Raw genomic sequence first — 24,991 nt, 5'->3', positions numbered from 1 at the left:
CGAAGCGGTGATTGATAAACCGTGAAAATCCTATTTAATTCAATAAAATACAATGAGTTATTCAAACTTTAAAAAAAGACGGCGGATCGAAAAAAAACGGCAGGAAAACAAAGAGCGCGGGGATGCTGGCCGTACTGTCAGCAAAAAAAGGCGATCTATAGCAAGAAGTTGTTGCGAATTGCGTCCGCCATCACAAATAATGAAACGATGTTTTGATAAATTAACACCCATCTTTTAAATCTACTTCCACTGGCCGGTCAACGCAGGCGGGCGACATCTCAGGAAGGAAAAGGAGTACATCATGGCTAAAGGCATGCGGGTTAAACTGAATTATGACGTCAGCCGCGATCCGGACACCGGCGCGGAGATCACCCGCTTAACCCCACCGGAAGTAACCTGTCATCGTAACTATTTCTATCAGAAGTGTTTTTTTAACGATGGCAGCCACCTGCTGTTTGCCGGCGAATTCGACGGCAACTGGAACTACTATCTGCTGGACCTCGCAAAGGCCGAGGCGGTGCAGCTAACGGAAGGCGCCGGTGATAACACGTTTGGTGGTTTCCTTTCTCCGGATGATAAATCCCTTTATTACGTGAAGAACGACCGTACGCTGCTGGAGGTTAACCTCACCACGCTGCAAGAGCGTGAAGTGTATCGCGTCGCCGATGACTGGGTGGGCTACGGTACCTGGGTGGCCAACAGCGATTGCACCAAACTGGTTGGCATCGAGATTGCCAAAAGCGACTGGACGCCGCTCAACGACTGGCAGATCTTCCATGATTTCTTCCACAAAGGTCCCCACTGCCGCCTGCTGCGCGTCGACCTGCAAACCGGCGAAAGCAGCGTGATCCACGAAGAGAGGAAATGGCTGGGCCATCCGATTTATCGTCCGTTCGATGACCATACCGTCGCCTTCTGCCATGAAGGGCCGCATGACCTGGTCGATGCGCGGATGTGGATGGTAAATGAAGACGGTAGCAACGTGCGTAAAGTCAAAGCGCATGCGGAAGGCGAAAGCTGCACCCACGAATTCTGGGTACCGAACGGCTCCGCGCTGGTGTACGTCTCTTATCTGAAGGGCCAGCAGGGCCGGACGATCTACAGCTTCAACCCGGATACCGGCGTTAATGAAGCGGTGATGCAGATGCCGGCCTGTTCGCATCTGATGAGTAACTTTGACGGCACGATGCTGGTTGGCGATGGTTCCGGTACCCCGGTGGACGTCAAAGACACCAGCGGCTACACCATTGATAACGACCCGTATCTGTACGCTTTCGATGTCGCGAAGCAGGCCTATTTCCGCGTTGCGCGTCACGATACCTCGTGGGCAACCGTGGCCAATAGTCGCCAGGTTACCCACCCGCACCCGTCCTTTACGCCGGACGATAGCGCCATTTTGTTCAGCTCCGATAAAGACGGCAAACCTGCCGTGTATATCGCGAAGCTGCCGCCCCAGCCTGAGATGCTGAAGGCATAGCGTTAGCCACTGTTTGAGTTAGTGTTTCTGTAACTGGCCTTGCCCTCCTTTCGGAGGGCTTTTTTATGCCCGGCGTTTTCCCCGGATCGCGCTGCGCTTATCCGGGCTACATTCCGTGCCGATGGGGCGCATTGCGCCGCTCCGGGAAGAGGGATTCATACCAACGGAAAACCCCGGCTGACCGCTCCGGGGTAAACGATGAGGACATTTTTTAAGTTAGAACGAGTAGGCAACACCTACGCGGAAACGGGTCTGGCGGTCGCTGCGATCGTTGACGCCAACGTTGCCGAGCTCGCCATACGGCGCCCAGTTTTTATCCAGCTTGTAGGCAACCTTGAGATTGTACTCCTGCGAGTACGGTTTGTTGTCGTTGCGCTTAACCCCTTCGGTACTGCGCGCATAAACGTAGTTCAGCTCCGTACGCCAGTCGCCGAAGACGTAACCGGCCCACGCATCGCCGCGGTTAACTTTGTCATCATCTTTCCCTGCATTCGCCGGGTAGCGGGTATAGTCGTAACGATAGCGGGCTGCGACGTAGAAGCCATTATCGAAGCTGTACTGCACGCGCAGGTTTGGCTTGTAGATCGAGCGGCTATCGTTACTTTCAATATTGAACCCCGGCGTGACCGAGAAGTTTTTATTCGCCTTCCACTGCCAGGTAATGCTCTCTTCATGACCATTACCGACGAAATCTGAATAAGGCTGGCTGGTGTTATCGCCGCCCGACTTCCACTTCGCCTCAACGGAGAAGCCAAAGCCGTTAGCGAAACGATGGGAGACGGAGACGCGGTCGGCGTTGCTCTTATCCGATTTGCCGCCGTCAATGAATTCGTGACGTAAATCTACCGTGACGGCTGAAGCCGCGAAAGACATGCCACAGAGTGCAGCAAGGGCCAGAGATCTTGCGAACATAAATTACCCCTCATAATTAAAATATCGTTTCGTTTTTATAAAACCGTATTTTATTTTTTAGGCAATAATGTTTTAGTGATCGCGATCGTAAATATTTGTTTCAAAAAAGGTGGCACAGAAAGACGTGACAACGCTCAACAAAATAGCGCGTCAGAAAGGAATTTTTGACAGGGTAACGGCTGGCGGGAAGCAAAAAAAAGCCTCCACAGGGAGGCTCAGTTAACGCATATATCAGAAGGGGCTTATTCGCGTTCAACTGCCAGCGCCACGCCCTGGCCGCCGCCGATGCATAGCGTGGCCAGCCCTTTGCGGGCATCGCGTTTAATCATCTCGTGCACCAGGGAAACCAGAATGCGGCAGCCGGAAGCGCCAATCGGGTGGCCCAGCGCAATGGCGCCGCCGTTCACGTTCACCCGCCGCTCGTCCCATTCCAGTACCCTGCCCACCGAAATGGCCTGAGCGGCAAAGGCTTCGTTGGCTTCGATAAGATCGACTTCATCCAGCTTCCAGCCCGCGCGTTCAAGGCAGCGACGGGTGGCATGGACCGGCGCGATCCCCATCAGCGCCGGATCGACCCCCACGCTGGCAAAAGCGCGGATCCGCGCCAGAATCGGCAGCCCCAGCTCCTCGGCTTTAGCTTCGCTCATCATCATCACCGCCGCCGCGCCATCGTTAATGCTTGAGGCATTGCCGGCGGTGACCGAGCCCTGCTGGTCAAAGGTCGGCAGCAGACTGGCCAGCGCTTCTGCGCTGGGGTCGACGCGCGGCTGCTCATCGGTATCCACCAGGCGCGGAATACCGTTGAGTTCGCTGGTCACCGGCACGATTTCATCGCGAAAGCGTCCGGAATCAATCGCCCGCCGCGCTTTGTGCTGCGAGCTAAGCGCCCACGCATCCTGCAGTTCACGGCTGATGCCATACTCGCGCGCCAGGTTCTCCGCCGTCACGCCCATATGGTAGTCGTTAAACGCATCCCACAGGCCATCGTGGACAAGGCTGTCGATAAGCTGGCTATTGCCCAACTGGGCGCCGGTACGGCTGTCGGTCAGCACGTGCGGGGCGCGGCTCATATTCTCCTGCCCGCCGGCGATCACTACGTCCGCTTCGCCGCACTGAATCGCCTGGGTCGCCAGGTGCAGCGCCTTCAGTCCGGAACCGCAGACGTCGTTGATGGTAATAGCAGAAACGGTATTAGGCAGCCCGCCGCGGATCGCCGACTGACGCGCCGGATTCTGTCCGGTTCCTGCCGTCAGCACCTGGCCGAGGATCACCTCATCAATACTTTGCGGATCGACGCCGCTGCGCTCAACAAGCGCCTTCACCACCACGCTGCCCAGCTCCACCGCCGAATGACGCGACAGCGCGCCCTGAAAACAGCCGATTGGCGTTCGCAACGCGCCGACGATTACGACATCTTTCATCCTCTACCTCTGCTCCGCCTCTGCGCAAAGAAACAGCATCATAGTAGTGAATTGTTATCAAAAATTTTCGCAATTGTTTAAAAAAAGTGAGGGGAATCACAAAGATCGTCGGCGATGGCAAAAATGGCCCCTATTCGCGCCCGTGCCCCTGCAGATGCTGACGCAGCCAGCTTCCCGCTTCTCCCGGCGGCGCCTTTTTATTCCACAGCAAATCGGTGGAGATCATCCGCGGCCAGCCGGCAATATCCAGCGCCACCAGGCTTCCGCTCCCGGCGAACTCCTCCACCAGCGCGCTGGGCAAAATACACCATCCCAACCCCTGCGCCGCCATGCTGAACAGCAGCAGATAGTTAGGCGCCGACCATACCAGACCGCGCGCCGGTTCCGCCGTATTTTCCAGATAGGTGCTCAGGCGCAGCTCGCGCCAGCTGAACAGCTCGTCGCGGGTGACGCTGCCCTGGGCCGCCAGCGGGTGCCGGGGCGCCACGAAGATAGCCATTTCGGTTTGCATCGGCAGCCGGATACTGCCTATTTCTGTCGGATAGCTGTCCCTGGCCTCAATCAGCCCCACCTGCGCCCGCTCCTTTTGCAGCAGATCGATAACGTCGTCGTCTTCGCCAATCAGGCACTCAAATTCGGTGTGCGGAAAACGACGATCGAACTGCGCCAGCAGATCTTCCAGCACATCGGGATGCAGCGTATCGGAGAGCACAAAGGTCAGACGCGCTTCGGTGTTGCCAGACAGCGAAATGGCCAGCTCATCCAGCCTGTCGCTGGCCGCCAGAATCGCCTTCACGTAGCTCAACACCTGTTCGCCCTGCGGCGTGAGCGTCGGCTGTCTGGAGGTGCGATCGAACAACGTCACGCCAAGATCGGCTTCCAGGTTGGCGATTGCGGTGCTGATGGTGGACTGGCTTTTGCGCAGCCGCCGCGCCGCGGCAGAGAATGAACCGCAGGCCACGGATTCGACAAACGCGGTTAAAGCTTCGGGAGAATAGCGCATGAACTATCTACTTTATCGATGGATACTATCTTTTGTTTATCATATTTATCCATAAAATGCCGGGTAATTTCATATAAAGACCGGAGGCAACAAGCCATGCAACAAGTCAACGCCCAGCGCAAAACGCTGACGGAACGGGTAATCCACGCGATAAGCTTTGAAGGTCTGGCGACGCTGATCCTCGCCCCAACCGCCGCATGGCTCATGCAGCGTTCGGTCGTTGAAATGGGCGGGCTCAGTATCCTGCTCGCGACGCTGGCGATGGTCTGGAACATTATCTATAACGCCCTCTTCGACCGGCTGTGGCCGGTAACCCGGGTCGTCCGTACCCTGCGGGTCCGCGCGCTGCACGCGATCGGCTTCGAGTCAGGCTTTATTATTATCGGCGTCACGATGGTCGCGCTGGTGCTGGGCGTTTCGCTGATGCAGGCGTTTATGCTGGAAATCGGCTTTATGCTGTTCTTCCTGCCCTACACCATGGCCTTTAACTGGGTCTGGGATATGCTGCGCGAGCGGGTCATTAAGGTTCGCCAGCAGCGGATCGCCGCCCGCGAGTAATCTTTAGCAAAGCGCCCGGCCGGCAACGGGCGCTCCGCCGCTTCATTTCTGCGCCAGAAACTATCGCCACAGCTCATCCATAAATGTGATAAATTGCACTCCTTTTTGTTCGTTTTCTGGTTGATAAAGTCGCATAATGTCTAAAATTTGGTCTAAAGAAGAAACTCTCTGGAGTTTCGCCTTATATGGCACTGCTGTAGGCGCTGGCACGTTATTCTTGCCGATCCAACTGGGATCCGCGGGCGCTATCGTTCTGTTCATCACCGCGCTGGTCGCCTGGCCGTTAACCTACTGGCCGCATAAAGCGCTGAGCCAGTTTATTCTCTCCGCCAACATCGCCCCGGGCGCGGGGATCACCGGCGCCGTTAATCACTATTACGGTAAAAAGATCGGTAGCCTGATTACCGGCCTCTATTTCCTCGCCTTTTTCGTGGTGGTGCTGATCTACGCCGTCGCCATTACGAACTCGCTCGCGGAGCAGCTCTCCAGGCATGTGCCCATCACTTCTCAGGTCAGGGCGCTGCTCAGCCTGGGCGTGGTGCTGGTGCTGAATCTGATCTTTTTAATGGGCCGCCACGTCACGATTAAAGTCATGGGCTTTTTAGTCTTCCCGCTGATCGCCTGTTTCCTGTTCCTCTCCATCTATTTAATGGGGAGCTGGCAGCCGGCTTATCTGACCAGCCAGATGCAGCTGACCCCGCACACGTTCCACCAAATCTGGATCTCGATTCCCGTGATGGTTTTCGCTTTTAGCCATACGCCGATCATATCGACTTTTGCTATCGATCAGCAGGAGAAATACGGCGAGCAGGCCATGGGTAAATGCAAAAAAATCATGAAGGTGGCCTACACCCTCATCTGCGCCAGCGTGCTGTTTTTCGTCTTCAGCTGCCTGCTGTCGATACCGGCGGGCTATATTGAAACCGCCCGCCATCAAGGGGTCACGATTCTTTCCGCCCTGTCGATGATGCCGGGGTCGCCGGCGTGGCTGGCGATCACCGGGATTATTGTGGCGGTGGTGGCGATGTCGAAATCGTTCCTTGGCACCTATTTTGGCGTGATTGAAGGGGCCAGTGAAATCGTCAAAACGTCCCTCGCCCAGGCGGGGATTCGTAAAAGCCGCGCGTTTAACCGGGCGATGTCGATCCTGCTGGTTTCGACGCTGACCTTCGTGGTGTGCTTTATCAATCCCAACGCTATCTCAATGATTTACGCCGTCAGCGGCCCGCTTATCGCGATGATCCTGTTCATCATGCCAACCCTCTCCACGTATCTTATTCCGGCGCTGAAGCCCTACCGCTCGGTAGGTAGCTTTATTACCCTGGTTGTCGGTTTGCTCTGCGTGTCGGTGATGTTTTTTAGCTAATCCTCTTCGTGCGGCGAGTCTTTTCCTCGCCGCACGTTCTGCCAACATTCTCCCCCCACCAATCTCCCTGACGGACATACACTTATCCCTTGCACACCTAGAAAGCAGGGGTTTATATGTCCAGCGTAAAATTATCCGGTACTGCGACGTTAGGCGATCGTCAGGTTTATCGTCTGGGATACGGGGCGATGCAGCTTGCGGGGCCCGGCGTCTTCGGCCCGCCAAAAGATCCGCAAACCGCTATCCGCGTACTGCAGGAAGCGGTCGAGTCGGGCGTCAATCATATTGATACCTCCGATTTTTACGGTCCACACGTGACTAATCAGCTCATTCGCCAGGCGCTGCATCCCTATTCCGCCGATCTGTGCATCGTCACCAAAGTCAGCGCTCGCCGCGACGATAAAGGCAACTGGCTGCCCGCGATGTCGCCCGCGGAGCTCACTGCGGCGGTGGAAGACAATCTGCGCAATCTGGGCCTCGACGTGCTTGAGGTGGTGAACCTGCGCAGTATGCTCGGCACGCATGGCCCGGTTGAAGGTTCGCTGGAGGGGCCCTTAACCACCCTTCTGGAGCTGAAAGAACGCGGGTTGATTCGCCATATCGGGCTGAGTAACGTCACCGCCAGACAGGTGAGCGATGCGCAAAAACTGACGCCAATCGTCTGCGTTCAGAACCAATATAACGTGGCAAACCGTCAGGATGATCCGCTGATCGACGAGCTGGCGGCGCAAAATATCGCCTGGGTGCCCTTTTTCCCCCTCGGCGGTTTTACCCCGCTTCAGGCCCGGGAGCTTAACGAAGTCGCCGCTTCGCTTGACGCCACGCCGATGCAGGTGGCGCTGGCCTGGCTGCTCCAGCGCTCGCCGAATATCCTGCTCATTCCGGGTACCTCCTCGCTACAGCATCTGCACGAGAATCTTGCCGCCGCGCAATTAACGCTCCCACCAGAAGCGTTAGCCATTCTGGATAATCTCCAGCCCCACTCCTGATTTCAGGCTTCTGCGGATCGATATTCGCAGAAGCCTTCTCCTCAATATTTGCCTGGAATTACCTTAACGCCACTGGCACTATACATCCTACAAATTAGGCGTTATCCGCTTTATTCTCTTACGGATAACCCTATGCAAAGCATAGATTTAAACTTTCTCGACTGGCCTCCTAATTGGAGGCTTCTGTCGTTTTTGTCTCGCCAAAATTTTCGAACTCTTGATTACAGGAAAAACAATATCTCATTCAAAGTTTATACAAATCAATTTAGCTGCAAAGATAGCTAACAACATCAAATGCTCATAAAAACATCTGGTTAACACAATCAGAATGTTTGTATTGCTATATAAAAAATCGACCACACACAATAACAATTTACAAGGATTTCACATGACAGAGGGAACGATAAAGACGAGTAAGTATGAAATTATTGCTATTTTCAGGGAAGAGCTCCGAAAGCAGGCGGAGATAGAAGTTTTTGTTAATAACAAAAGCACTATTACCCAGCTAACGCGGGTAGATTTTGCCGAGTTTCATATCTCCACCACCAGCAAAATCCCCGCGGGGCATAAAGTTAAATTTATTCTGCATAGCGATTCAGGGAAAATCGAGTTTTGCTCTACGCTAAAGAAAAGCTATGCCGGCGGTGAAGGGAAATGCAGGAAGGTCGCATTTACCTTACCGGAATGTATCCAGGTGGTTCAACGCCGGCGCGATCCCCGATTCCGCCTGCGCCACGAGCACGAATTCTTCTGTCACGGCCGACACAAAAACGGAGAAAACTATCTATTCGAAATCAAAGACATTTCGGACGGCGGTTGCGCGCTGATGACCAGGAGCCCCAATCTGAAATTCCTCAGCCATAACGCCATCCTCAAGAACGCTATCCTCGCCCTCGCTGAATATGGCGAAATCACCGTAGATTTAGTTATAAAAAATGTTGTTATGGTGACTTTAGATGATAACGAGAAGTCAGATAGCTACTACCAGATTTCTTGTCAGTTTAAATTTCGCCATCTTGATAACAAGAAGCGAATAGAGAAAGTGCTGCTCGACTTGATTATGGAAGCCAAGAGAAAAAAGAGAGTCTGAACCATTGGACAGTATATTACTTTACACTGATGACAATATCATCGGGCAATCAATCCATGATTATATGATTGATCGCGCCAGGGATATCACCACCCTGAAATTTCAGGATATTGTGAAAGGGGTCGGCGCCTCCCCGGCAGCCACCGTTATTATCAATATCATCCACAAAGATATCTCTGCGGCCACAACGGTCGCATTACTGAACACTTTGCGCAAGCGCCTGACGCATTGCGCGCTGCTGGTGCTGATCGTCAAAAGCGAGCTGTCCAGCCTGTTCCGGGAGCTGCTTGATCTAGAAAACCTGTTGATTCTGACCGAAAAATCCTCGCTGGCAGATTACTCAGCTATCATCAGCAGGCCCTCAACCGCCGAAGGCTGCCAGGGGCTATGCACCCGCCGCAAGCTGACCGCCAGGGAACTTCAGGTGCTGGAGTTAATTATTGCCTGCAATAACAGTAAAAGGATTGCGGTGCTTCTCGACATTGATCATAAAACGGTCCACAGCCATAAGGTACATATTATGAAGAAACTCGGGATGAATAACTCGCGAATAATGAACAAAAGCATAGTCAATATGTATCAGTGCTAAAACCAAAAATATGTGGGTGACCAATCAAAACCCGATAATTTATTGGCGATAAGCCATTAATAATCATTCCCATCGGTAGAAAGGTCACCTATAATATTCTCCTCTCTTTACCTCTGACCTGATTTTTGACGAGAGATAATGAACGCAACTCTTTTTTCCAGGCATAATTTATCACGTAGCGATATATCCGTTCGTTATGTCTTTCAAAAAATGTTTTCCCCAAAAGGTACGCTCGTCGCCGTTGAGTGCCTGAGCCGCTTTGACCACCTCTCTATATCGCCGGAAAACTTCTTTCGCTACGCCAATACGGGACTACGCGAAAGCATTTTTATGGAACAGCTGGCGCTTATTGAAAAACATAAACAGTGGTTTAAGCAAAATGCTATCTCGGCGACGATTAATGTTGATGACCATATACTTAACGTATTGCAACGCCCGGAGATTAAAGCGCTCGTCGACCAAATCGGCTGCGTCCATTTTGAAGTGACCGAGAATTCCCATAATCTTTTGAATAATGCTCTCGCAACCTGGAATAACCCGCAAAGCACTACGCTCTGGCTCGATGATTTTGGCTCTGGCAACGCCGGTATTCACGCTATTCGCGACTATCATTTCGATTATGTCAAAATCGATAAAGACTTCTTCTGGCTTTTAATGCAAAAAGATTCCGGTCGTCCGTTAATGGATGCCCTCGTCACTTTCCTTTCCCGCAACCACCATAATGTGATTATTGAAGGTGTAGAAAGCGAAGCGCATAAGGCCTGGTTGCAGGGCATGGAATGGTTTGCTATTCAGGGGCACTACTGGAAGGAAGTGAGCATTGAACAATTGGTCCAGGAAGATATCACCGCATAAATAAATGCCGGATAACTCCGGCATCAAAAGTCATACTCGCGCAATACCCTCTCCCCTTCAATTATAAACGAGCTCCCATGTTGCCCAACTGGTCAACGGGCCGCTGGTTGCTTTTTCCGGCGCGGGGGTCACGTAGCCGATGTAATAGGTAAATACGCCGCCATCGACCGCTTTTTCGACCAGCGGCACCCGGTTTTGCAAGGGGTCGGCCGGGACGATTTTATTACTTTTATCGAGGGTATTATTATCATTGGTCGACAGCGCGAGGAAAATATGGCTGGCGCCGTCCGCCCGCGTATTCCTCAGGTAGCCGGCATTTTCATTGCCCACCGCATTGACCGTAAAGCCGTCAACCCAGCGGACGTTAACCAGGCGGATCTCGTCTTTATCCGCCGCGCCGCCGTCGTGACGCAGCTGGCAGTTCGAGAGTTCCAGCGTAAAGGGCTGCGGCTTCATAAATGCCCCGGCGCCGCGATCGTGTACTTCGGCCAGGCTGACCGGCGCCAGCCAGACGCTGCCGCTCCCCGTGTTGTTGCCGCCGTTCAGCGCCACGCTACAGGAGATATCCGTCACCCGTCCGGCAAAATCCACCCGCCCTCGATCGTAGTTGGTCTCAAAACCCGACGCCGGGGAGGCCATCAGCATCCCGCCGATCAGAGCCAGCTGAATGAGTCGTTTGCTATTTTTATATTGTGCTGAATCACGCATACCCGCCTCCCGAATTAATCGTACGTCAGGTTAAAGATCATGTGCGACTCTACCTCACCGGTACTGGTGGTCGGCGCATATTGATAGAAACGCGCATGCAGAGGCAGGGTGATGTATCGGGTTTCTTGCGTGCGCAGCGTACCGACGCTGTATTTCTTGTTGAATTCCAGCGGTACGCCCTCTTTCAGAACCTGGATACCAATTCCTTTCGCCAACGAGGAGCCGGATTTTTCGTTCAGCAGCGCGCCTCGGCTCACCGTGGTGCCGGTGGCCAGCGTGCCGGAGAAAGAGGTCTGGATATTGGCGTATCCCGACTCGCTTAACCCGCCGCTGCACTGCAGCTCAATATTAAAATCCTTCCCGCCCGCGGTGGTGCCGACGCCGTTGAGATCGCTGCGCTTGATGGTACCGACATCGACGTTCATATTTTTGCCGCTCAGGATGGTACATGAGGGCGATACCACGGTGATGGCGTTGGCGCTCAGGCGGGTTTCGAGGATCGGGTTATTGCCGTTCTCCCAGTCGTAAGAGGTGTACTTACCTGCCGCCAGGGTTCCGCTGCCGGTCACGCTCGCGGTTTTAATCACCTCCAGCGTAAAGCGGGAGCCTTCCAGCGAGTAATTCGTGGTCCGGCTGACGTAGCTGGAGAACGTGTCAGGGTAGATAATATTGACCGTCGCCCCGCCGCGGCTGAACCGCAGGCCGATCCCGGGCACGTTGGTGGAATAAATTTTATTTCCCAGATCGGTCGCCCCGGGGGCGACGATTTTGGCCACAAAGCGGTTAGTGCCGCTGCTGCAGCTATAGCTGGCCCCGCCCGGCGCCGACATGGTCCAGTCCCGGGACACGATCACCGATCCTACCGGCAGATCCGGCGGAACCACCACCCGGCCCACAACCATGTCGAGGCTAACCGTCGGCTGCGACAGGCGCGTACAGTACGCCCATGCCGACGTGGTCCCCATCGCCATTAAGCCAATAAAAAGCGTCAGTTTTTTCATTAGCGACATAGCGTTTCCTTTGTTTTTTCCTGACTTAATTCCACCGAGCACTGTCCGCCGCTCCACTTAACCGTGGCCTTCGGCGCGCTGGCGTCGCTGATAAACATCATGCTGCCCTGGCCCACCACGCCGATCTCTTTCCCGGAGGGGTTGTAAATCGTGGCGGCGAACGGTAGCGGCAGACCGTTTGCCTGACGCGCCTGCAGAGTGATGTTGTTCTGCAGCGTGGTATCGAAGGAGACCTTGACCACGCTCCCTTCCCACGGCACCACCTGCGCCACGGTACTGCCGAAGGCGACATCGTCGTTGCTACCTTTCGGGTCAATTTCAACGGAATTTATCCGGTAAGGCCGCAGATACGGCAGAATGGCGTAGCCGTTGCTGTCGATGCGGGTACCCGGCGAGCCGGGCAACATCGCGCCCGCGGCGTCTTTCGCTTCGATCAGCGCCATGGTGGTGCCGCTTTCCGGCGAGAATACGACGCCGTGCTGATGCGCGATCAGCGTCCCGCTGGCGCCTACGCCGCTCTGGCGATAGCCTTCGCCCTGGCTATAGCTGCCGTTCAGCGTGGTCCACGGGGTACGGTAGCTGCCGTTCAGCGCCACATCGTGCTGGCCGCCGGTAGAGGTCGTGGTCGACACGCCGTAGTTGAGGTTGTTTTCACTATCCAGCGAACCGTTGACGCCAATCTGCGAACTGGCGAAGCGTGAGTTATTAAACGCGGTATTCGACGTCAGGTTAGCCGTACGGTTTTCACCGAACCACAGCGGGTAGCTAAAGTTGAGCGACACGCGATCGTCGCGACGGTGGCCGGAGCTATCCGGGGTATAGACGCGCTGGGCGCTGACCGACCACGAGAGTCGACCGTACATGTTGTTGTAACTAAACTGGTACTGCTTCTCCGTTCCCGAACGGTTCCAGTAATCCGCCACCCGGCCGCTCAGATAAAAACCGCCCCAGCCGTCCGGCAGGTTCTGGTTGACGGTAAAGGTCATCCCGTTTTTCTGGCGCCACACGGTGTAGTTGCTGTTGTAGTTCTTCTCCTGATCGACGGCGTAGAGGGCGTCGTTCAGGTTGTAGTAGCCTTTGGTGGAGTAGCGATACGCCGCCAGCACGATGCTGGTCTGGGTTTCGGTAAACATGCGGTTAAAGGTGGCGCGATAGCTTTGACCGTGCTCGTCAAGGGTATCGCTCTTCAGCCGCGAGTGAGTCACGTCGAAGGAGAGCGCGCCGATGCCGGTATTCATCCCGGTCCCCAGCAGGAACGCCTGATAGTCATCAAATCCGGTGACGCCGGTATAGCCAGTAAACAGGTTATTTAAACCATGCTGCCAGGTTCCCTGGTAGAGCATCGGTTTATTACGCAGCGAACTATCGTCGACTTTACCGGCGGAGAGCGCGTAGCGGGTCATCCCCGGACGCAGCAGCTGCGCTACCGAGGCGTAAGGTACGCTGAATACCTCGACCGAACCATCGGCCTCTTTAACCGACACTTCAAGGTCGCTACCGTAGCCGGAAGGATAGACATCCTGCAGGGTAAACGGCCCCGGCGGCACCGTGGTCTGATAGATAATATTGCTGCCCTGGCGCACCGTCACCAGGGCGTTGCTTTGCGCCACGCCGCGAATTTCAGGGGCGTAGGAGCGCATTCCGTCGGGGAACATATTGTCATCGGTCGCCAGGTTAACCCCGCGCAGGCCGATGGTGTCAAAGAACTCGCCGTTGGTAAAAATCTGCCCGCCGCTGACTATCGAGTTCATCTGCGGAATCGGCCGCTGCAGATAGGTCTGGTTGCTGTTCCAGTGCGCTTTCCCCTGCTGCTGCTGCCAGTTCAGGTTACCGATATGCTTGAGCAGCCAGCCGTCCCACGACAGGCCCGCGTTAACGCCAAGATACGCGCTGCTGTTATCGGAACCGTTGGCCGAGGAGATATGGCTATTCCAGGCGTTGGCCATCCAGCCTAAATTCAGCGCCGCAACGCCTTTATCCCAGAACTGCGGGCTGACAAAGTTTTTCAGGCGCTGATCTTCGTAGATTTGCGGTACGGCAATATCCAGTCTCAGGGAGGACTGAATCAGCGTGTCTTTGACGTTATCTTCGTGACGCCACTCCTGCAGGCGTCCGCAGAAGCCCTCTTTTTCGCTGAGCTGCGGATTTAATTTTTCCGGCGAAATCCCATACTGCATCAGCATCGCTTTGGTATAGCAGACGCCCATTTTGCCGTCTTTACCGGCGGTGATTTTCAGGTCGTAGCGCCCTTTCCATTCGCCGTTGGTATAGACATCAAGGGAGTAGACGCCCTCGCTGATAGCGCTGGTCGAGAAGCGCGACAGGTCGACCTTTTCGCGACTGCCGACGATAAAACCATCGTTAAATTGATAGATCGTTCCCGGGTTTTCCTGTCCGCTGGAAAATGGCGGAAAGCAGCACAGCGCAACCGCGATAGCCGTGCTTAATCTTCCCGGGCAGATTGACCTCTGCTTCATGATCGTTTCCCTTATTTGACGGTAACTTTCACTGCGACATCTGCACCATAATCATTAATGTTGTTAACGGTCAGGGTCTCGCCTTTGCTCACCGCTGAAGAGAGGGCGATGGTCTGGCTGGACTGCGGGGCAAACATGACCGTTTTGCTGTTGAGCGCTTTGCCGCCGTTACGGGAGATACGGCTTACGGTGATATAAAAGGGCGTTGGGTTACTGACGGACAGGCTGCTGCCGTTAGCGGAGAGCGCCAGTTTTTCTGCCGCAGCGTCGCGATTGCCTAGCCCGGCAGGGCGATAAATAAACTTAAAGCGCGAACGAATCGCCAGCTGCAGAATATTTTGCCCTTCGTTTTTCTGGCTGGCCTCAACCGGCGGTATTTCCAGAAGGTTCAGCCACCACAGCGTCTCTTTATCTTTAGCCAGCCCTGCATTACTGCCGAGCTTAATACGCAGGGTTTGACCGCTTTTCGCATCAACGCGGGAAATAGGCGGCGTGATAATAAAGGGGGTAGTAATGGTATCCGGCGTCGCGTCGGCATTACCGTTATCCAGCCAGGCTTGCGCCAGCGCCGGACGGTCGGCGGTGTTAGAGAGCTGCACCGTTATTTCTTTTTCATTTCCTGGATAAATAAAGCGGGTACCGTTAACAATAATATTATTGGCATGGGCCGCAAAACTAAAAATGAAACAGAAAAAAAGGGCAATACGCTTCATGCTGACCTCAGAATAAAAAAATAAGCGGCAGCAGTGGCCGCTTTATTATTGTTGTATACCCTGAATAATTCGAATTGCAGAAAGGCGGCCAGAGAGTGACTGGGGTGAGCAAACGTCGCCAACGCCTGTGCCATTCGAAGTATGACGGGTATAGACCGCCCCGGCGCGAGGCGGCTTTATCTCTCAGTCGATATTACTGATAAGTAATTTCGTAAGTCGCGTAGCTGTTAACCACACCGGTGGTAACCGTGGTCGGGGTGCTGGTAGCGTAGCCGACGTAGTAAGTGAAGCGCGCGCCATCCTGAACGGCAGAGGCATCACCGGCCGCTTTAGGCTGGGTGCTGTCGCCCGGGATGATTTTGTTGGTCAGCGCGGTGGCGTTATCGGTGGAGAGAACCAGCTGGATATTCTGCGCGCCGGCGGCTTCGGTGTTAGCCAGGTAGCCCTGCTGTTTAGCGGTTGCGCCCGCCAGCAGGTTACCGCCGGTCCAGTTCACGCCCAGTTTGCTCACATCATCCTGTTTGGTGCCATCAGCCGCCTGGCAGTCAGAAACATCGATGGTGAAAGATTTCGGTTTCAGATAGGTATCCGCCGCGGCAGCTTTAACTTCCGTTAAAGTCACTGGTGACAGATAAACGTTCGCATCGCTGCCCTGGCCGTTTACGGAAACAGTACAAGATACGTCGGTAACTTTACCGAAGAAATTAACCTGACCGCCGCCTACATTGGTATCAGCAGCATTTGCCGCAGCCATACCAAAAAACGCAGTTGCCATTGCAGCAGAGAGAAGAACCTTTTTCATTGCCATTTCCTTGTCAGAGTGAATTAAGTATCAATGAGCAAACAGTTAATACGCACAAAAGTCAGAAGCGATTTGCGATGCTCACTTTTGCAACTGTTAATAGAAACTTCGACTGACCGGAAGCCGCAATATTTAAGGCGTCAGGAACGAACTCGATAAAAGAATTCGTCAAGGCTGTCGGCGTCAAAGAATGCTATTTTTCGCTGACAAATATACATATGTTCACGAGCTGTTAATCAATGTAACAGATAGCTCACAACTATTAATTACTGGGGATTGATAGCAAGAAACAAAGCTATTGTTATTTACACCGAAGGGGAAAAGACGATATGGAATATAACAATATACCCTAAATAATTCGAGTTGCTTAAAGGCGGCAAGGGAGTGACAAATTCGTCGGGAACGAATTTGACCAGCCGAAGGCTGGCCTCCGGTGAGAGGCAGGAGCCTCTCATTAGTCCCCGGGAGCATAGATAACTATGTGACTGGGGTGAGCGACAAATCTGCCAGGAGCAGATTTGAACGTCGCTTGCGACGGCCCGTGAGGGCGAGGCCCATGGATGGGCCGAGTAATCCGCAGCCAACACATAAGCAACTCGAAGTATGAAGGGTATAGTGGCATAAAAGGTTATTTCTCTACAGAAAGAACAATCCTAATCCGTCAGCAGTCTCCCTTTTTCGTCAGTTGAAAATGCAGATACAACGCGCGCCACCCTGCCGGCGTAATCGTCACTTCGCGAAATCCCGCGGTAGTGCTAAACCAGCCGTTCTCCAGACCGTGCTGCAGCAGCGCCGCGCCCGCCGCGCCCCCAAGATGAAAGCGTCGTTCGCTCCAGTCCAGACAGCCGCAGCTGGCTTTGCGCCGGGAGCCGCGCTTCACCACCACTCCCAGCCGGGCAAAGTGCGCTTCCCCGGCGGGCGTCAGCGCCGTTCCGTCAGGCGTTATCCACGCTTCACGCTGCAGAAAATCATACAGCGATACCGCCACTTCTCCGGCCAGATGATCGTAACAGGTGCGCGCCAGGCGCAAATTGACCGGCGTGCTGGTTGCGAGCGCTACCGCGCGCTTGCCGGCCATGGTCATCATATTCTCCAGCAAACCGGCGACATCGCTACCGGCGAGGCGGTAGTAGCGATGTCGGCCCTGGGCAAGGCAGATTAATAAACCGCTGTTGACCAGGCGGCTAAGATGCGCGCTGGCGGTCGAAGGGGAAATATCGGCGACGGCGGAAAGCTCGGTCGCCGTCCACGCCCGGCCGTCCATTAAGGCGCACAGTATCTTCAGGCGCGAGGCATCCGCCATCGCCGACGCCACTGCCGCCATCGCTTCGGCCAGGGACTCATCGTCTTCAATTAGCTCAACAGGTTTTAACATAGGGCCTCGCTTATTTTCCCTAACCACAAACAGCAGCCAGAGTACCGGGGATGGGCAGGTTAAGCACGGTATTCGCGCAGCACCTGAGCCACCCGAATGTGATAACAGGCGAAAATGCTCTCCCGCCCCTCTTTCTGCGCAGCCTGATGGCAAAGGTTGCGTTTCCACGCCTGCACCGCTTCCTCATCCCGCCACCAGGAGAGCGACAAAATTTTCCCCGGTGTGGTCAGGCTTTGGAAACGCTCAATGGCAATAAAACCGTCAATATTGTTCAGCAGCGGCTTCAGCTCCGCCGCCAGCGCTAAGTAACGTTCCTGACTCGCCGGAGTGACCTCGGCTTCAAAGAGTACGGCAATCATCCCATTGTCCTCACGCAATCTGTGTGAGGGTCACTGTATCTTTTCACCCTGGCTCAATGCTTCGTTGACGGGCGAAATATCGCCGCTTTATTTGCTCAAAAAACAGCCAATGCATTCACATTAAAAATAATTAATCACGCGAGGCGAGAAAACTGCGCGGCTGTTGAGATCGTTTTCCACGGCGAAAGAGACGCTGCAGAATAAATCATCTGTTTGTTTTTATTGGAAATAAAAAATTAAAATTTAGGCATTCATCATCATTCCGTCACAAAAGTGTGATCTAAATCGCACTTTTTGCAACGCGCGTTATAGTTAGCAGACTTATTATAAGTCCATCGAAAGCAACAACGCTTTCCACCATAAAAGTTAAAAGGACAAACACCATGAAAAACGTAAAATTACTTGCCGCTGCCGGTATGCTGTCTCTGGTCTCTTTCGCTAGCTTCGCTCAGCCTGTTAGCGTAACCGCTGATACGCTGGACAACGCCGAAGCCAAAATCGCCGCCATTGCTAAAGACCAGGGCCAGTCTTACCACATTACCGAAGCGTATACCGGTAACCAGGTTCATATGACCGCCGAGCTGTCTAAATAACCGAATGGTTGCAGAGGGAGCTGCCGGACAGGTCGCCTGACGGCGGCTGGTCTGGCTCCCGCCACATAATAAGCACACAGCAATGTCGAGCCCCTTGATGGGGCTTTTTTTGTTGCTGGCGAACAGTGCCCCCACAGCCTGGTTTGTGGGTTCACTGCCGTCTGCGGTGCCGTAGCCCGGACAGATGCGCAGCATCGCCTCCGGGAAATTCAGCCACTCTGCGCGCTGCTCCCGGGGGCGGCGCCTGACGCGCCTTGCCCGGGCTACAGGTTCATTGCCGTCTGCGGGCCGGTAGCCCGGACAGATGCGCAGCATCGCCTCCGGGAAATTCAGCCACTCTGCGCGCTGCTCCCGGGGGCGGCGCCTAACGCGCCTTGCCCGGGCTACAGGTTCACCGCCGTCTGCGGTCCGGTAGCCCGGACAGATGCGCAGCATCGCCTCCGGGATTTACCGACCTGCTACAGCTCTCTTATTCGATAACGCACGCTGAATCGACAGCACGCTGAACAGCACAATCACCAGCCCCACCAGCGCCAGCCCCTCGATCTTTTGCCCGAGGAAAACCCAGCCTAATAGCACCGCCGTCACCGGACTCAGCAGGCTCATCGCCGACACCGCCACCGGGGAAAGTCGGCTGATACCGCGAAACCACAGGCCGTATGCCAGCATAGCCCCGGCAACGCACAGCCACAGATAGCCCGCCGCCTGAGTCAGCGTCACCTGATGCAGCGGCGGATCGACCAGTAACGCAATTGGTGCCAGTACGATACCGCCAATCAGCAGCTGCCAGCCGGTCAGTGCGATAACCGGCAAAGCGATCGCCCAGCGACGCGACAGCCAGGTTCCCAGCGCCATGCTCATCGCCCCCAGAAACGCCGCGGCGATCCCCAGCGGTTCGAGCGTGGTTTGCGGCGACAGCAGCAGCATCGCCATTCCCGCGATCCCCATCAATGCCGAGAGCACCGCCAGCCAGGGCGATCGCTGACGATCGACGCACCAGGCTAACAGCATCACCAGCAGCGGCTGGATCGCCCCTATCACCGCCGCCAGGCCGCCCGGCAGCCGATAAGCGGCAATAAACAGCAGCGCCTGAAACGCGCCGATATTCAGGATCCCGGTAACGATCAGCTTCCACCACTCGGCGCGCAGCGGGAAACGGCGGCTCCAGATCAGCAGAGCGATCCCGGCCGGCAGCACCCGCAGCAGCGCGGCGATAAACGGCCGATCCGGCGGCAGAAACTGCGAGGTCACAATATAGGTGCTGCCCCAGATGGCGGGGGCCAGCGCGGTTAAAAACAGATCAACCATCAAATTGCGCGAAACAAAGGCCATGATTTTATCTTCACATCAAGGTAAATTGTGGCCTAAGTATGTATCGATATTTATCTTGATATCAAGACAAGTGAGCATTAATGGACAAATCACCGCAGACCGACGCCGTGGATCGCATTCTTGAACAGTGGAAACGGGAACGTCCCGATCTCGATTGCAGTCCGATGGGGCCGTTTGGCCGCCTGAAACGCTGCGCGCTGCTACTGGAGCCGCGCATTGAAGCGGCTTTTCTTCGTCATGATTTAGTGCGCTGGGAGTTTGATATGCTGGCGACGTTGCGGCGGGCGGGCGAACCGTTCGTGCTGTCGCCCACCCAGCTCTTTTCAACGTTAATGATCACCTCCGGCACCATGACCCATCGTCTGAAAGCGCTGGAAAAACGGGGGTTTATTCGCCGTCTGCCAAACCCGGACGATGCGCGCAGCATGCTGGTCGCGCTGACGCCAGAGGGGCGAGAGTTAATCGACAGGGCGGTGGAAAGTCACGTGGAGAATGAGCGGGAGCTGCTAAGTGGACTCTCAGCGGCGCAGCGCCATCAGCTTGATGAAGCGCTGACGATTTTTATGCGCCTGCTGGAAAAAGAGTAATACCCACCCGCTTTGAATAAGGCGCTTACCTTGTTGCCGGATGGCGGTTGATGAAGCACCACCGTTATTTCCCGGAGGCGATGCTGCGCATCTGTCCGGGCTACCGGCCCGCAGACGGCGGTGAACCCGTAGCCCCGGTAAGGCGTTAGCCGCGACCGGGGAGCAGAGCGCAGAGTAGCTGAATTTCCCGGAGGCGATGCTGCGCATCTGTCCGGGCTACCGGCCCGCGGACGGCGGTGAACCCGTAGCCCCGGTAAGGCGTTAGCCGCGACCGGGGAGCAGAGCGCAGAGTAGCTGAATTTCCCGGAGGCGATGCTTACGCATCTGTCCGGGTTACCGGCCCGCGGACGGCTGTTAACCTGTAGCCCGGGCAGGCGCTTTGCGCCGCCCCCGGGAGCTGATCGCAGAGTGGCATAATCACCCCTTACCGAGCGGAAACGGGCGATCCTGCACAACCGTTTTCATCACCAGCGTCGACCGCAGGTGCTGCACGCCGGGCATTGCCGAGAGTTTGTCATCATACAGTTTCTGGAACGCCGGGAGATCGCGGGTTACCACGTGCATCAGGTAGTCCGGATCGCCAAACAGGCGCTGCGCCAGCACGATTTGCGGTATCTCTTCCACAGCCTCCTCAAACGCGCTTACCGCTTTCTTATCGCCCTCTTTTAGCGTCGCGAAGACGATCGCCAAAAAGTTAAAGCCCATTTTGGCCGGATCCAGATTAGCCCGATAGCCGGTAATCACGCCTTCTTGCTCCAGCGTCCGCAGCCGTCGATGACAGGGCGAAAGGCTGAGATTCACCCGCTCGGCCAGCTCGGTTATCGACAGCCGTCCGTCAGCCTGTAGCTCAGCAAGAATTTTTCGATCGATGCTATCCATTTGGAAGATTTTCCCTCAGAAGAACGCCTTAAAGCATAACATTGAAAGCTCATTGCGCAATAAACTCGATATTCTTTCCCTCAAATAACCGCCGCTTAACGAGGGAAAATGATGAGAAATTGCCGTCAGCACGCAGAGGTGAGCCGTCCATGGAAATGAGCTTTATCGCCAGCTTTTGGCTGGTCTCCTTTCTGCTGATCATCACGCCGGGCGCTGACTGGGCCTATACCATCAGCGCGGGGATCAACGGACGGCGCGTGATACCCGCCGTCGCCGGACTCATGTCTGGCCACCTGCTGGCCACGCTGATCGTCATCGCCGGAATCGGCGTGTTAATCGCCAATCATCCGCTGGCGCTATCGACGCTCACGCTGCTGGGCGCGGGCTATCTGATGTGGCTGGGGATCGCTATTTTGCGCCATCCGCCGATGCCTGATACCCAGCAGCACAGCGCGGGCAGCTGGAATCGCTGGGCGATTAAGGGGCTATGCATTAGCGGCCTGAATCCAAAAGTCTTTCTTCTGTTTCTGGCCCTCCTGCCGCAGTTTACCGACCCCCAGGGAAGCTGGTCGGTTACGCAGCAAATGCTGATACTCAGCAGTTTACATCTGTTAACCTGCACACTGGTTTACCTGGTCGTTGGATACTGTTCACGCGCTATTTTAACAACCCGCCCTCATGTGGCGTATTTAATTAGTATGCTATCCGGCTCTATTATGATTCTGACCGCCTCCATCCTGATTTACGGAGAGTTGACTTAACCAAATAGCCAGAGTGTGAGAACAGATCTCACACTCAGTGTTATTCGTTGTTGTGCCGAAGCTAAAGCTTATATGTGAATATGCATATGCCAATCTTTGATTATGTACAGCTATTTGATACATGTAACATCTCTACTATCCTTCTCATCCATTACGTAGTTATACGTAATTCCCCCTCTCTCTTAAATGTTGAAATTGGTTTACTTCAGTCAGCTTTTTTAGTTTTGTTTAACATGTGTTGTAGTTTCTCTTTAGTAAAAAAGATATATTATCTTCGCACTGAGTTGGTTCCAGGAAAACCCTCACATCAAACAATTTAACTTATTGATTTTTCAACAATTAATAAATCAAAAAGCAAGCCAACGGCATTTTTGGGATTGAGACTCAAATACATGCCAGCATCATAAAAATGGATATAAACAAACAGCACACCATAACAAATGATACAATTCACCTCGCAAATTGAATACAACAAATAAATCATGAGAAGCATGTGAAGTAGCATAATAAAAGAATATCTATTGTACGTAACTCAAGCGGCTACAACTCTTTTATGCCACCAACTCTTACGCTTACTGGCTGGACGTCATTTTCTGCTCCGAGATATAAATCAGATTCATTATATTCTTATCCGAAATAATATTGATTTCACGCGCAGAAAAAAACCAATCTAAACATTCATGTTCAAGCAATAAAATGGAGTAATAATATATATCCTAAATAATTCGAATTACTGAACAAAGTGAATAAACGTTTTGAATAGCGCTTAGGCTGACCCCGACGGGGTGAAGCTGAAAGGCGAGTCCCCGGGAGTTACTGGAGTCAGTAACGGGGGTGAGCGAAAGCCCGTAAGGGCAAGGTCATCATGGATGACGACGAGTCACTCAGAAGCCAATGCGCAAGCAAGTGGAAGTATGACCGGTATACATTAGTTAAATGACTGTTAGCTGGATGCTAGCCCCATATCGCGTAATAAAAGGGACATTATGAAGAGCAATACAGGCAATACGAAAAGGAATTTCTTAACGCAAAACGAAATTGAGGCACTGTTAGCCGCAGCGAACACAGGAGCTCACGCCACACGTAACTACTGTTTGACGTTGCTGTGCTTTATTCACGGGCTACGCGCCAGTGAGATCTGCCGTCTGCGGGTCTCAGATATCGATCTTCAGTCAAAATGTATCTACGTCCACCGGCTGAAAAGAGGATTCTCGACCTCCCACCCATTAATTAATAAAGAAATTCAGGCATTAAAAAGCTGGCTGACTGTTCGGGAAACCTATCCGCAGGCAGACAGCGAATGGTTATTTTTGTCACGTAAAGGAAATCCTTTATCGCGGCAGCAGTTTTATCATGTTATCTCAGTCGCAGGTGGCAATGCCGGCCTGCCAATTGAAATCCATCCGCATATGCTTCGCCACTCATGTGGTTTTGCTCTGGCCAACATGGGCATTGATACCCGTCTGATTCAGGACTATCTCGGACATCGAAATATTCGCCATACCGTCTGGTATACCGCCAGCAATGCCGGTCGTTTCTATGGTATCTGGGATAGCGCCCGCGATAAAAAAAGGCGAGTTATTTTATAACCCTTCTCTTCGACGCCGATTACGGCGTCGAAATCCTTCCGTACGCAGCGAATACATCTTTAGCGCCAACACATACCCACTCGTTACTATTAAAATCAAAACAGTCACACACATAACTACATTGCAAAATAATTATGACTTTCCGCACTGATTTGCTGTAATGCAAAATATTTAAGTAAGATATTTCTCAAACCCATCAGATTTAATTATTTTTCCTTTAATTTTAATAACCTGATAGCAGGGGGACTGCGCGTCTCTTGTGATATCAAATAAAAATCGATAAACATTATGGGTGACAAATTTGTCAGCTTGAACTTATCACAGCTTCAGTAACCCGTATTTATATACCCTAAATAAATCGCGTTGCAGGACAACACGGTTAACCGTTTTGCACAGCGCTTGCGCTGGCCGCGTAAGGAGGAGGCCGAGTATTGCCAACGCACAAGCAACTGGAAGTATGACGGGTATATGCGCAGATAATTTTCGGCTTTATTGCGGTGCGTCTGACGCATGCTGATGATTTGTCCCGCGACATCCGCCCACATGCATATATCAGGAGTGATACATTATGAATCGACGTCGTTTTCTTACAGCTAAAGAAGTTCAGGCAATGATGTTAGCTGTACGTCATGGCCCTACCGGCGAACGCGATTATTGCCTTATCTTGCTAGCGTTTCGCCATGGTATGCGCATCAGTGAACTTCTTGATTTGCATTATCGGGATTTTGATCTCAATGAAGGACGCATCAATATCCGTCGGCTGAAGAACGGCTTCTCCACGGTGCATCCCTTGCGTTTTGATGAACGTGACGCGCTTGAATGCTGGAGCCAGATTCGCGCCAGTTGGTATAGGGCAGATAAAAGCGATGCGGTGTTCATCTCGCGCCGCGGCACCCGACTTTCCCGTCAACAGGCTTACCGCATCATTAAAAGCGCAGGTATCGCTGCCGGCACCGCTACGCCTACCCATCCGCATATGTTACGCCATGCCTGTGGTTACGAACTGGCAGAGAGAGGAGCGGATACCCGCCTGATACAGGATTATCTCGGTCATCGTAACATTCGCCACACAGTACGATATACCGCCAGTAACGCTGCTCGATTCGCTGGATTATGGGAGAGAAAAAACTTATTAGCTGAAAATTTATACAATCAATAATTTGTGGCTAATTTATTGATTTTTTTCTTTTTTTTGAAAAACGAATGGGTCAATTAGGACCAAACTGTCCGTATGATAAAAAAGTTTTGAAACATTCTGCAACTCAAATATGTTCTTTTTTGGCAAAATAAATATAACCACCTGATTTATAAATAAATTACCCTCCACCATTTATGGTATTCCTCCTCCTGTTTCAGCATATTCACTTTTCCATCGACTCTCATCATCAGCTTGTTTGTTTTCCTTCCCCACCTCACCACATACGATAAAGAACCAAGAAAACAACAAAAAACAGATTAAAAACCCGCTTAAAAAAATGAAAAGCGATAAAACAAGACATTTATTTCAATGAGTCAAAATGGTCCTAACTGTTACATCAGTCAGGTA

General features: G+C 53.3%; 24 protein-coding genes. 12 read left to right on the top strand and 12 right to left on the bottom strand.

The genetic code is table 11. The annotated features are described in order from the left end of the window. Nucleotides 1–301: 301 nt before the first annotated feature. Entirely contained in the window at nt 302–1,477 is a 1,176-nt protein-coding gene (locus CDA56_RS24645) for an oligogalacturonate lyase family protein (protein ID WP_014226688.1), read from the top strand. Nucleotides 1,478–1,693: 216 nt separating this feature from the next. Here CDA56_RS24645 and CDA56_RS24640 read toward each other — a convergent pair whose 3' ends face one another. The 3 genes from CDA56_RS24640 to CDA56_RS24630 all read right to left on the bottom strand — a co-directional run bounded on the left by CDA56_RS24640 (nt 1,694) and on the right by CDA56_RS24630 (nt 4,813). Further along, nucleotides 1,694–2,389 carry a porin gene (locus CDA56_RS24640; protein WP_032720124.1) on the bottom strand — a complete coding sequence of 232 codons (696 nt, stop codon included), beginning with the start codon at nt 2,387–2,389 and terminating at the stop codon, nt 1,694–1,696. Nucleotides 2,390–2,631: 242 nt separating this feature from the next. Beyond that, the gene (locus tag CDA56_RS24635) at nt 2,632–3,810 is read right to left on the bottom strand and encodes an acetyl-CoA C-acetyltransferase (protein WP_009651683.1); all 1,179 of its coding nucleotides are present in this window, start codon (nt 3,808–3,810) and stop codon (nt 2,632–2,634) included. A gap of 130 nt (nt 3,811–3,940) precedes the next feature. After that, nucleotides 3,941–4,813, bottom strand: coding sequence for a LysR family transcriptional regulator (locus tag CDA56_RS24630; RefSeq protein WP_014226691.1), 873 nt, complete (start codon nt 4,811–4,813; stop codon nt 3,941–3,943). Between the two features lie 96 nt (nt 4,814–4,909). Here CDA56_RS24630 and CDA56_RS24625 point away from each other — a divergent pair, with 96 nt between their 5' ends. The 6 genes from CDA56_RS24625 (at nt 4,910) to mrkJ (ending at nt 10,260) form a co-directional block, all read left to right on the top strand. After that, nucleotides 4,910–5,371, top strand: coding sequence for a multidrug/biocide efflux PACE transporter (locus tag CDA56_RS24625; RefSeq protein WP_025107400.1), 462 nt, complete (start codon nt 4,910–4,912; stop codon nt 5,369–5,371). Between the two features lie 136 nt (nt 5,372–5,507). Continuing rightward, complete coding sequence (locus CDA56_RS24620) at nt 5,508–6,737, top strand: amino acid permease (RefSeq protein ID WP_014226692.1); 1,230 nt, start codon at nt 5,508–5,510, stop codon at nt 6,735–6,737. A 116-nt stretch (nt 6,738–6,853) separates the two neighbouring features. Continuing rightward, nucleotides 6,854–7,726 (top strand): aldo/keto reductase family oxidoreductase, encoded by an 873-nt coding sequence (locus CDA56_RS24615; RefSeq protein ID WP_025107399.1) that lies wholly within the window; start codon nt 6,854–6,856, stop codon nt 7,724–7,726. 388 nt (nt 7,727–8,114) lie between these two features. Next, a complete protein-coding gene (locus CDA56_RS24610) occupies nt 8,115–8,816 on the top strand; it encodes a flagellar brake protein (RefSeq protein ID WP_014226694.1) in 702 nt (233 codons plus the stop codon). Between the two features lie 4 nt (nt 8,817–8,820). Next, nucleotides 8,821–9,405, top strand: coding sequence for a helix-turn-helix transcriptional regulator (locus CDA56_RS24605; RefSeq protein WP_025107398.1), 585 nt, complete (start codon nt 8,821–8,823; stop codon nt 9,403–9,405). 138 nt (nt 9,406–9,543) lie between these two features. Beyond that, nucleotides 9,544–10,260: a cyclic-di-GMP phosphodiesterase MrkJ gene (gene mrkJ / locus CDA56_RS24600; RefSeq protein WP_032694725.1), complete on the top strand. Its 717-nt coding sequence runs from the start codon at nt 9,544–9,546 to the stop codon at nt 10,258–10,260. 57 nt (nt 10,261–10,317) lie between these two features. On the opposite strand, the gene CDA56_RS24595 is transcribed toward mrkJ, so the two are convergent. The 7 genes from CDA56_RS24595 to CDA56_RS24560 form a co-directional block, all read right to left on the bottom strand. Further along, nucleotides 10,318–10,968 (bottom strand): fimbrial protein, encoded by a 651-nt coding sequence (locus CDA56_RS24595; RefSeq protein ID WP_103813900.1) that lies wholly within the window; start codon nt 10,966–10,968, stop codon nt 10,318–10,320. Between the two features lie 14 nt (nt 10,969–10,982). Beyond that, nucleotides 10,983–11,978 carry a fimbrial protein gene (locus CDA56_RS24590; protein WP_004124708.1) on the bottom strand — a complete coding sequence of 332 codons (996 nt, stop codon included), beginning with the start codon at nt 11,976–11,978 and terminating at the stop codon, nt 10,983–10,985. After that, complete coding sequence (locus tag CDA56_RS24585; RefSeq protein WP_103813902.1) at nt 11,969–14,455, bottom strand: fimbria/pilus outer membrane usher protein; 2,487 nt, start codon at nt 14,453–14,455, stop codon at nt 11,969–11,971. Before CDA56_RS24585 ends, CDA56_RS24590 begins: the two co-directional genes overlap by 10 nt. A gap of 11 nt (nt 14,456–14,466) precedes the next feature. Beyond that, nucleotides 14,467–15,168 (bottom strand): fimbrial biogenesis chaperone, encoded by a 702-nt coding sequence (locus CDA56_RS24580; RefSeq protein ID WP_000820820.1) that lies wholly within the window; start codon nt 15,166–15,168, stop codon nt 14,467–14,469. A 193-nt stretch (nt 15,169–15,361) separates the two neighbouring features. Further along, on the bottom strand, nt 15,362–15,970 hold the full coding sequence (mrkA, locus tag CDA56_RS24575) for a type 3 fimbria major subunit MrkA (protein ID WP_001493056.1): 609 nt from the start codon (nt 15,968–15,970) through the stop codon (nt 15,362–15,364). A 661-nt stretch (nt 15,971–16,631) separates the two neighbouring features. Continuing rightward, the gene (locus CDA56_RS24565) at nt 16,632–17,345 is read right to left on the bottom strand and encodes an ArsR/SmtB family transcription factor (protein ID WP_102803904.1); all 714 of its coding nucleotides are present in this window, start codon (nt 17,343–17,345) and stop codon (nt 16,632–16,634) included. 59 nt (nt 17,346–17,404) lie between these two features. Further along, entirely contained in the window at nt 17,405–17,704 is a 300-nt protein-coding gene (locus CDA56_RS24560) for an antibiotic biosynthesis monooxygenase family protein (protein WP_014226700.1), read from the bottom strand. Between the two features lie 383 nt (nt 17,705–18,087). On the opposite strand from CDA56_RS24560, the gene CDA56_RS24555 reads away from it, so the two are divergent. After that, nucleotides 18,088–18,297 carry a YdgH/BhsA/McbA-like domain containing protein gene (locus CDA56_RS24555; RefSeq protein ID WP_014226701.1) on the top strand — a complete coding sequence of 70 codons (210 nt, stop codon included), beginning with the start codon at nt 18,088–18,090 and terminating at the stop codon, nt 18,295–18,297. A 447-nt stretch (nt 18,298–18,744) separates the two neighbouring features. Here the strand turns inward: CDA56_RS24555 and CDA56_RS24550 are convergent, their stop codons facing one another. Further along, on the bottom strand, nt 18,745–19,629 hold the full coding sequence (locus CDA56_RS24550; protein ID WP_064374738.1) for an EamA family transporter: 885 nt from the start codon (nt 19,627–19,629) through the stop codon (nt 18,745–18,747). Nucleotides 19,630–19,709: 80 nt separating this feature from the next. On the opposite strand from CDA56_RS24550, the gene CDA56_RS24545 reads away from it, so the two are divergent. Continuing rightward, nucleotides 19,710–20,216, top strand: coding sequence for a MarR family winged helix-turn-helix transcriptional regulator (locus CDA56_RS24545; protein WP_047722953.1), 507 nt, complete (start codon nt 19,710–19,712; stop codon nt 20,214–20,216). Nucleotides 20,217–20,633: 417 nt separating this feature from the next. On the opposite strand, the gene CDA56_RS24540 is transcribed toward CDA56_RS24545, so the two are convergent. Beyond that, a complete protein-coding gene (locus tag CDA56_RS24540) occupies nt 20,634–21,095 on the bottom strand; it encodes an Lrp/AsnC family transcriptional regulator (RefSeq protein WP_014226704.1) in 462 nt (153 codons plus the stop codon). Between the two features lie 149 nt (nt 21,096–21,244). Here CDA56_RS24540 and CDA56_RS24535 point away from each other — a divergent pair, with 149 nt between their 5' ends. From CDA56_RS24535 to CDA56_RS24525, 3 genes are all read left to right on the top strand, one after another. Then, on the top strand, nt 21,245–21,856 hold the full coding sequence (locus CDA56_RS24535) for a LysE family translocator (protein WP_025106051.1): 612 nt from the start codon (nt 21,245–21,247) through the stop codon (nt 21,854–21,856). A 986-nt stretch (nt 21,857–22,842) separates the two neighbouring features. Further along, a complete protein-coding gene (locus CDA56_RS24530; RefSeq protein ID WP_025106050.1) occupies nt 22,843–23,445 on the top strand; it encodes a tyrosine-type DNA invertase in 603 nt (200 codons plus the stop codon). 568 nt (nt 23,446–24,013) lie between these two features. Further along, the gene (locus CDA56_RS24525) at nt 24,014–24,604 is read left to right on the top strand and encodes a tyrosine-type DNA invertase (RefSeq protein ID WP_025106049.1); all 591 of its coding nucleotides are present in this window, start codon (nt 24,014–24,016) and stop codon (nt 24,602–24,604) included. Nucleotides 24,605–24,991: the final 387 nt, after the last annotated feature.

Origin of the sequence: Klebsiella michiganensis, assembly GCF_002925905.1 — a bacterium.
Classification (GTDB): domain Bacteria; phylum Pseudomonadota; class Gammaproteobacteria; order Enterobacterales; family Enterobacteriaceae; genus Klebsiella; species Klebsiella michiganensis.
This window is presented reverse-complemented; position numbering and strand designations above follow the sequence as displayed.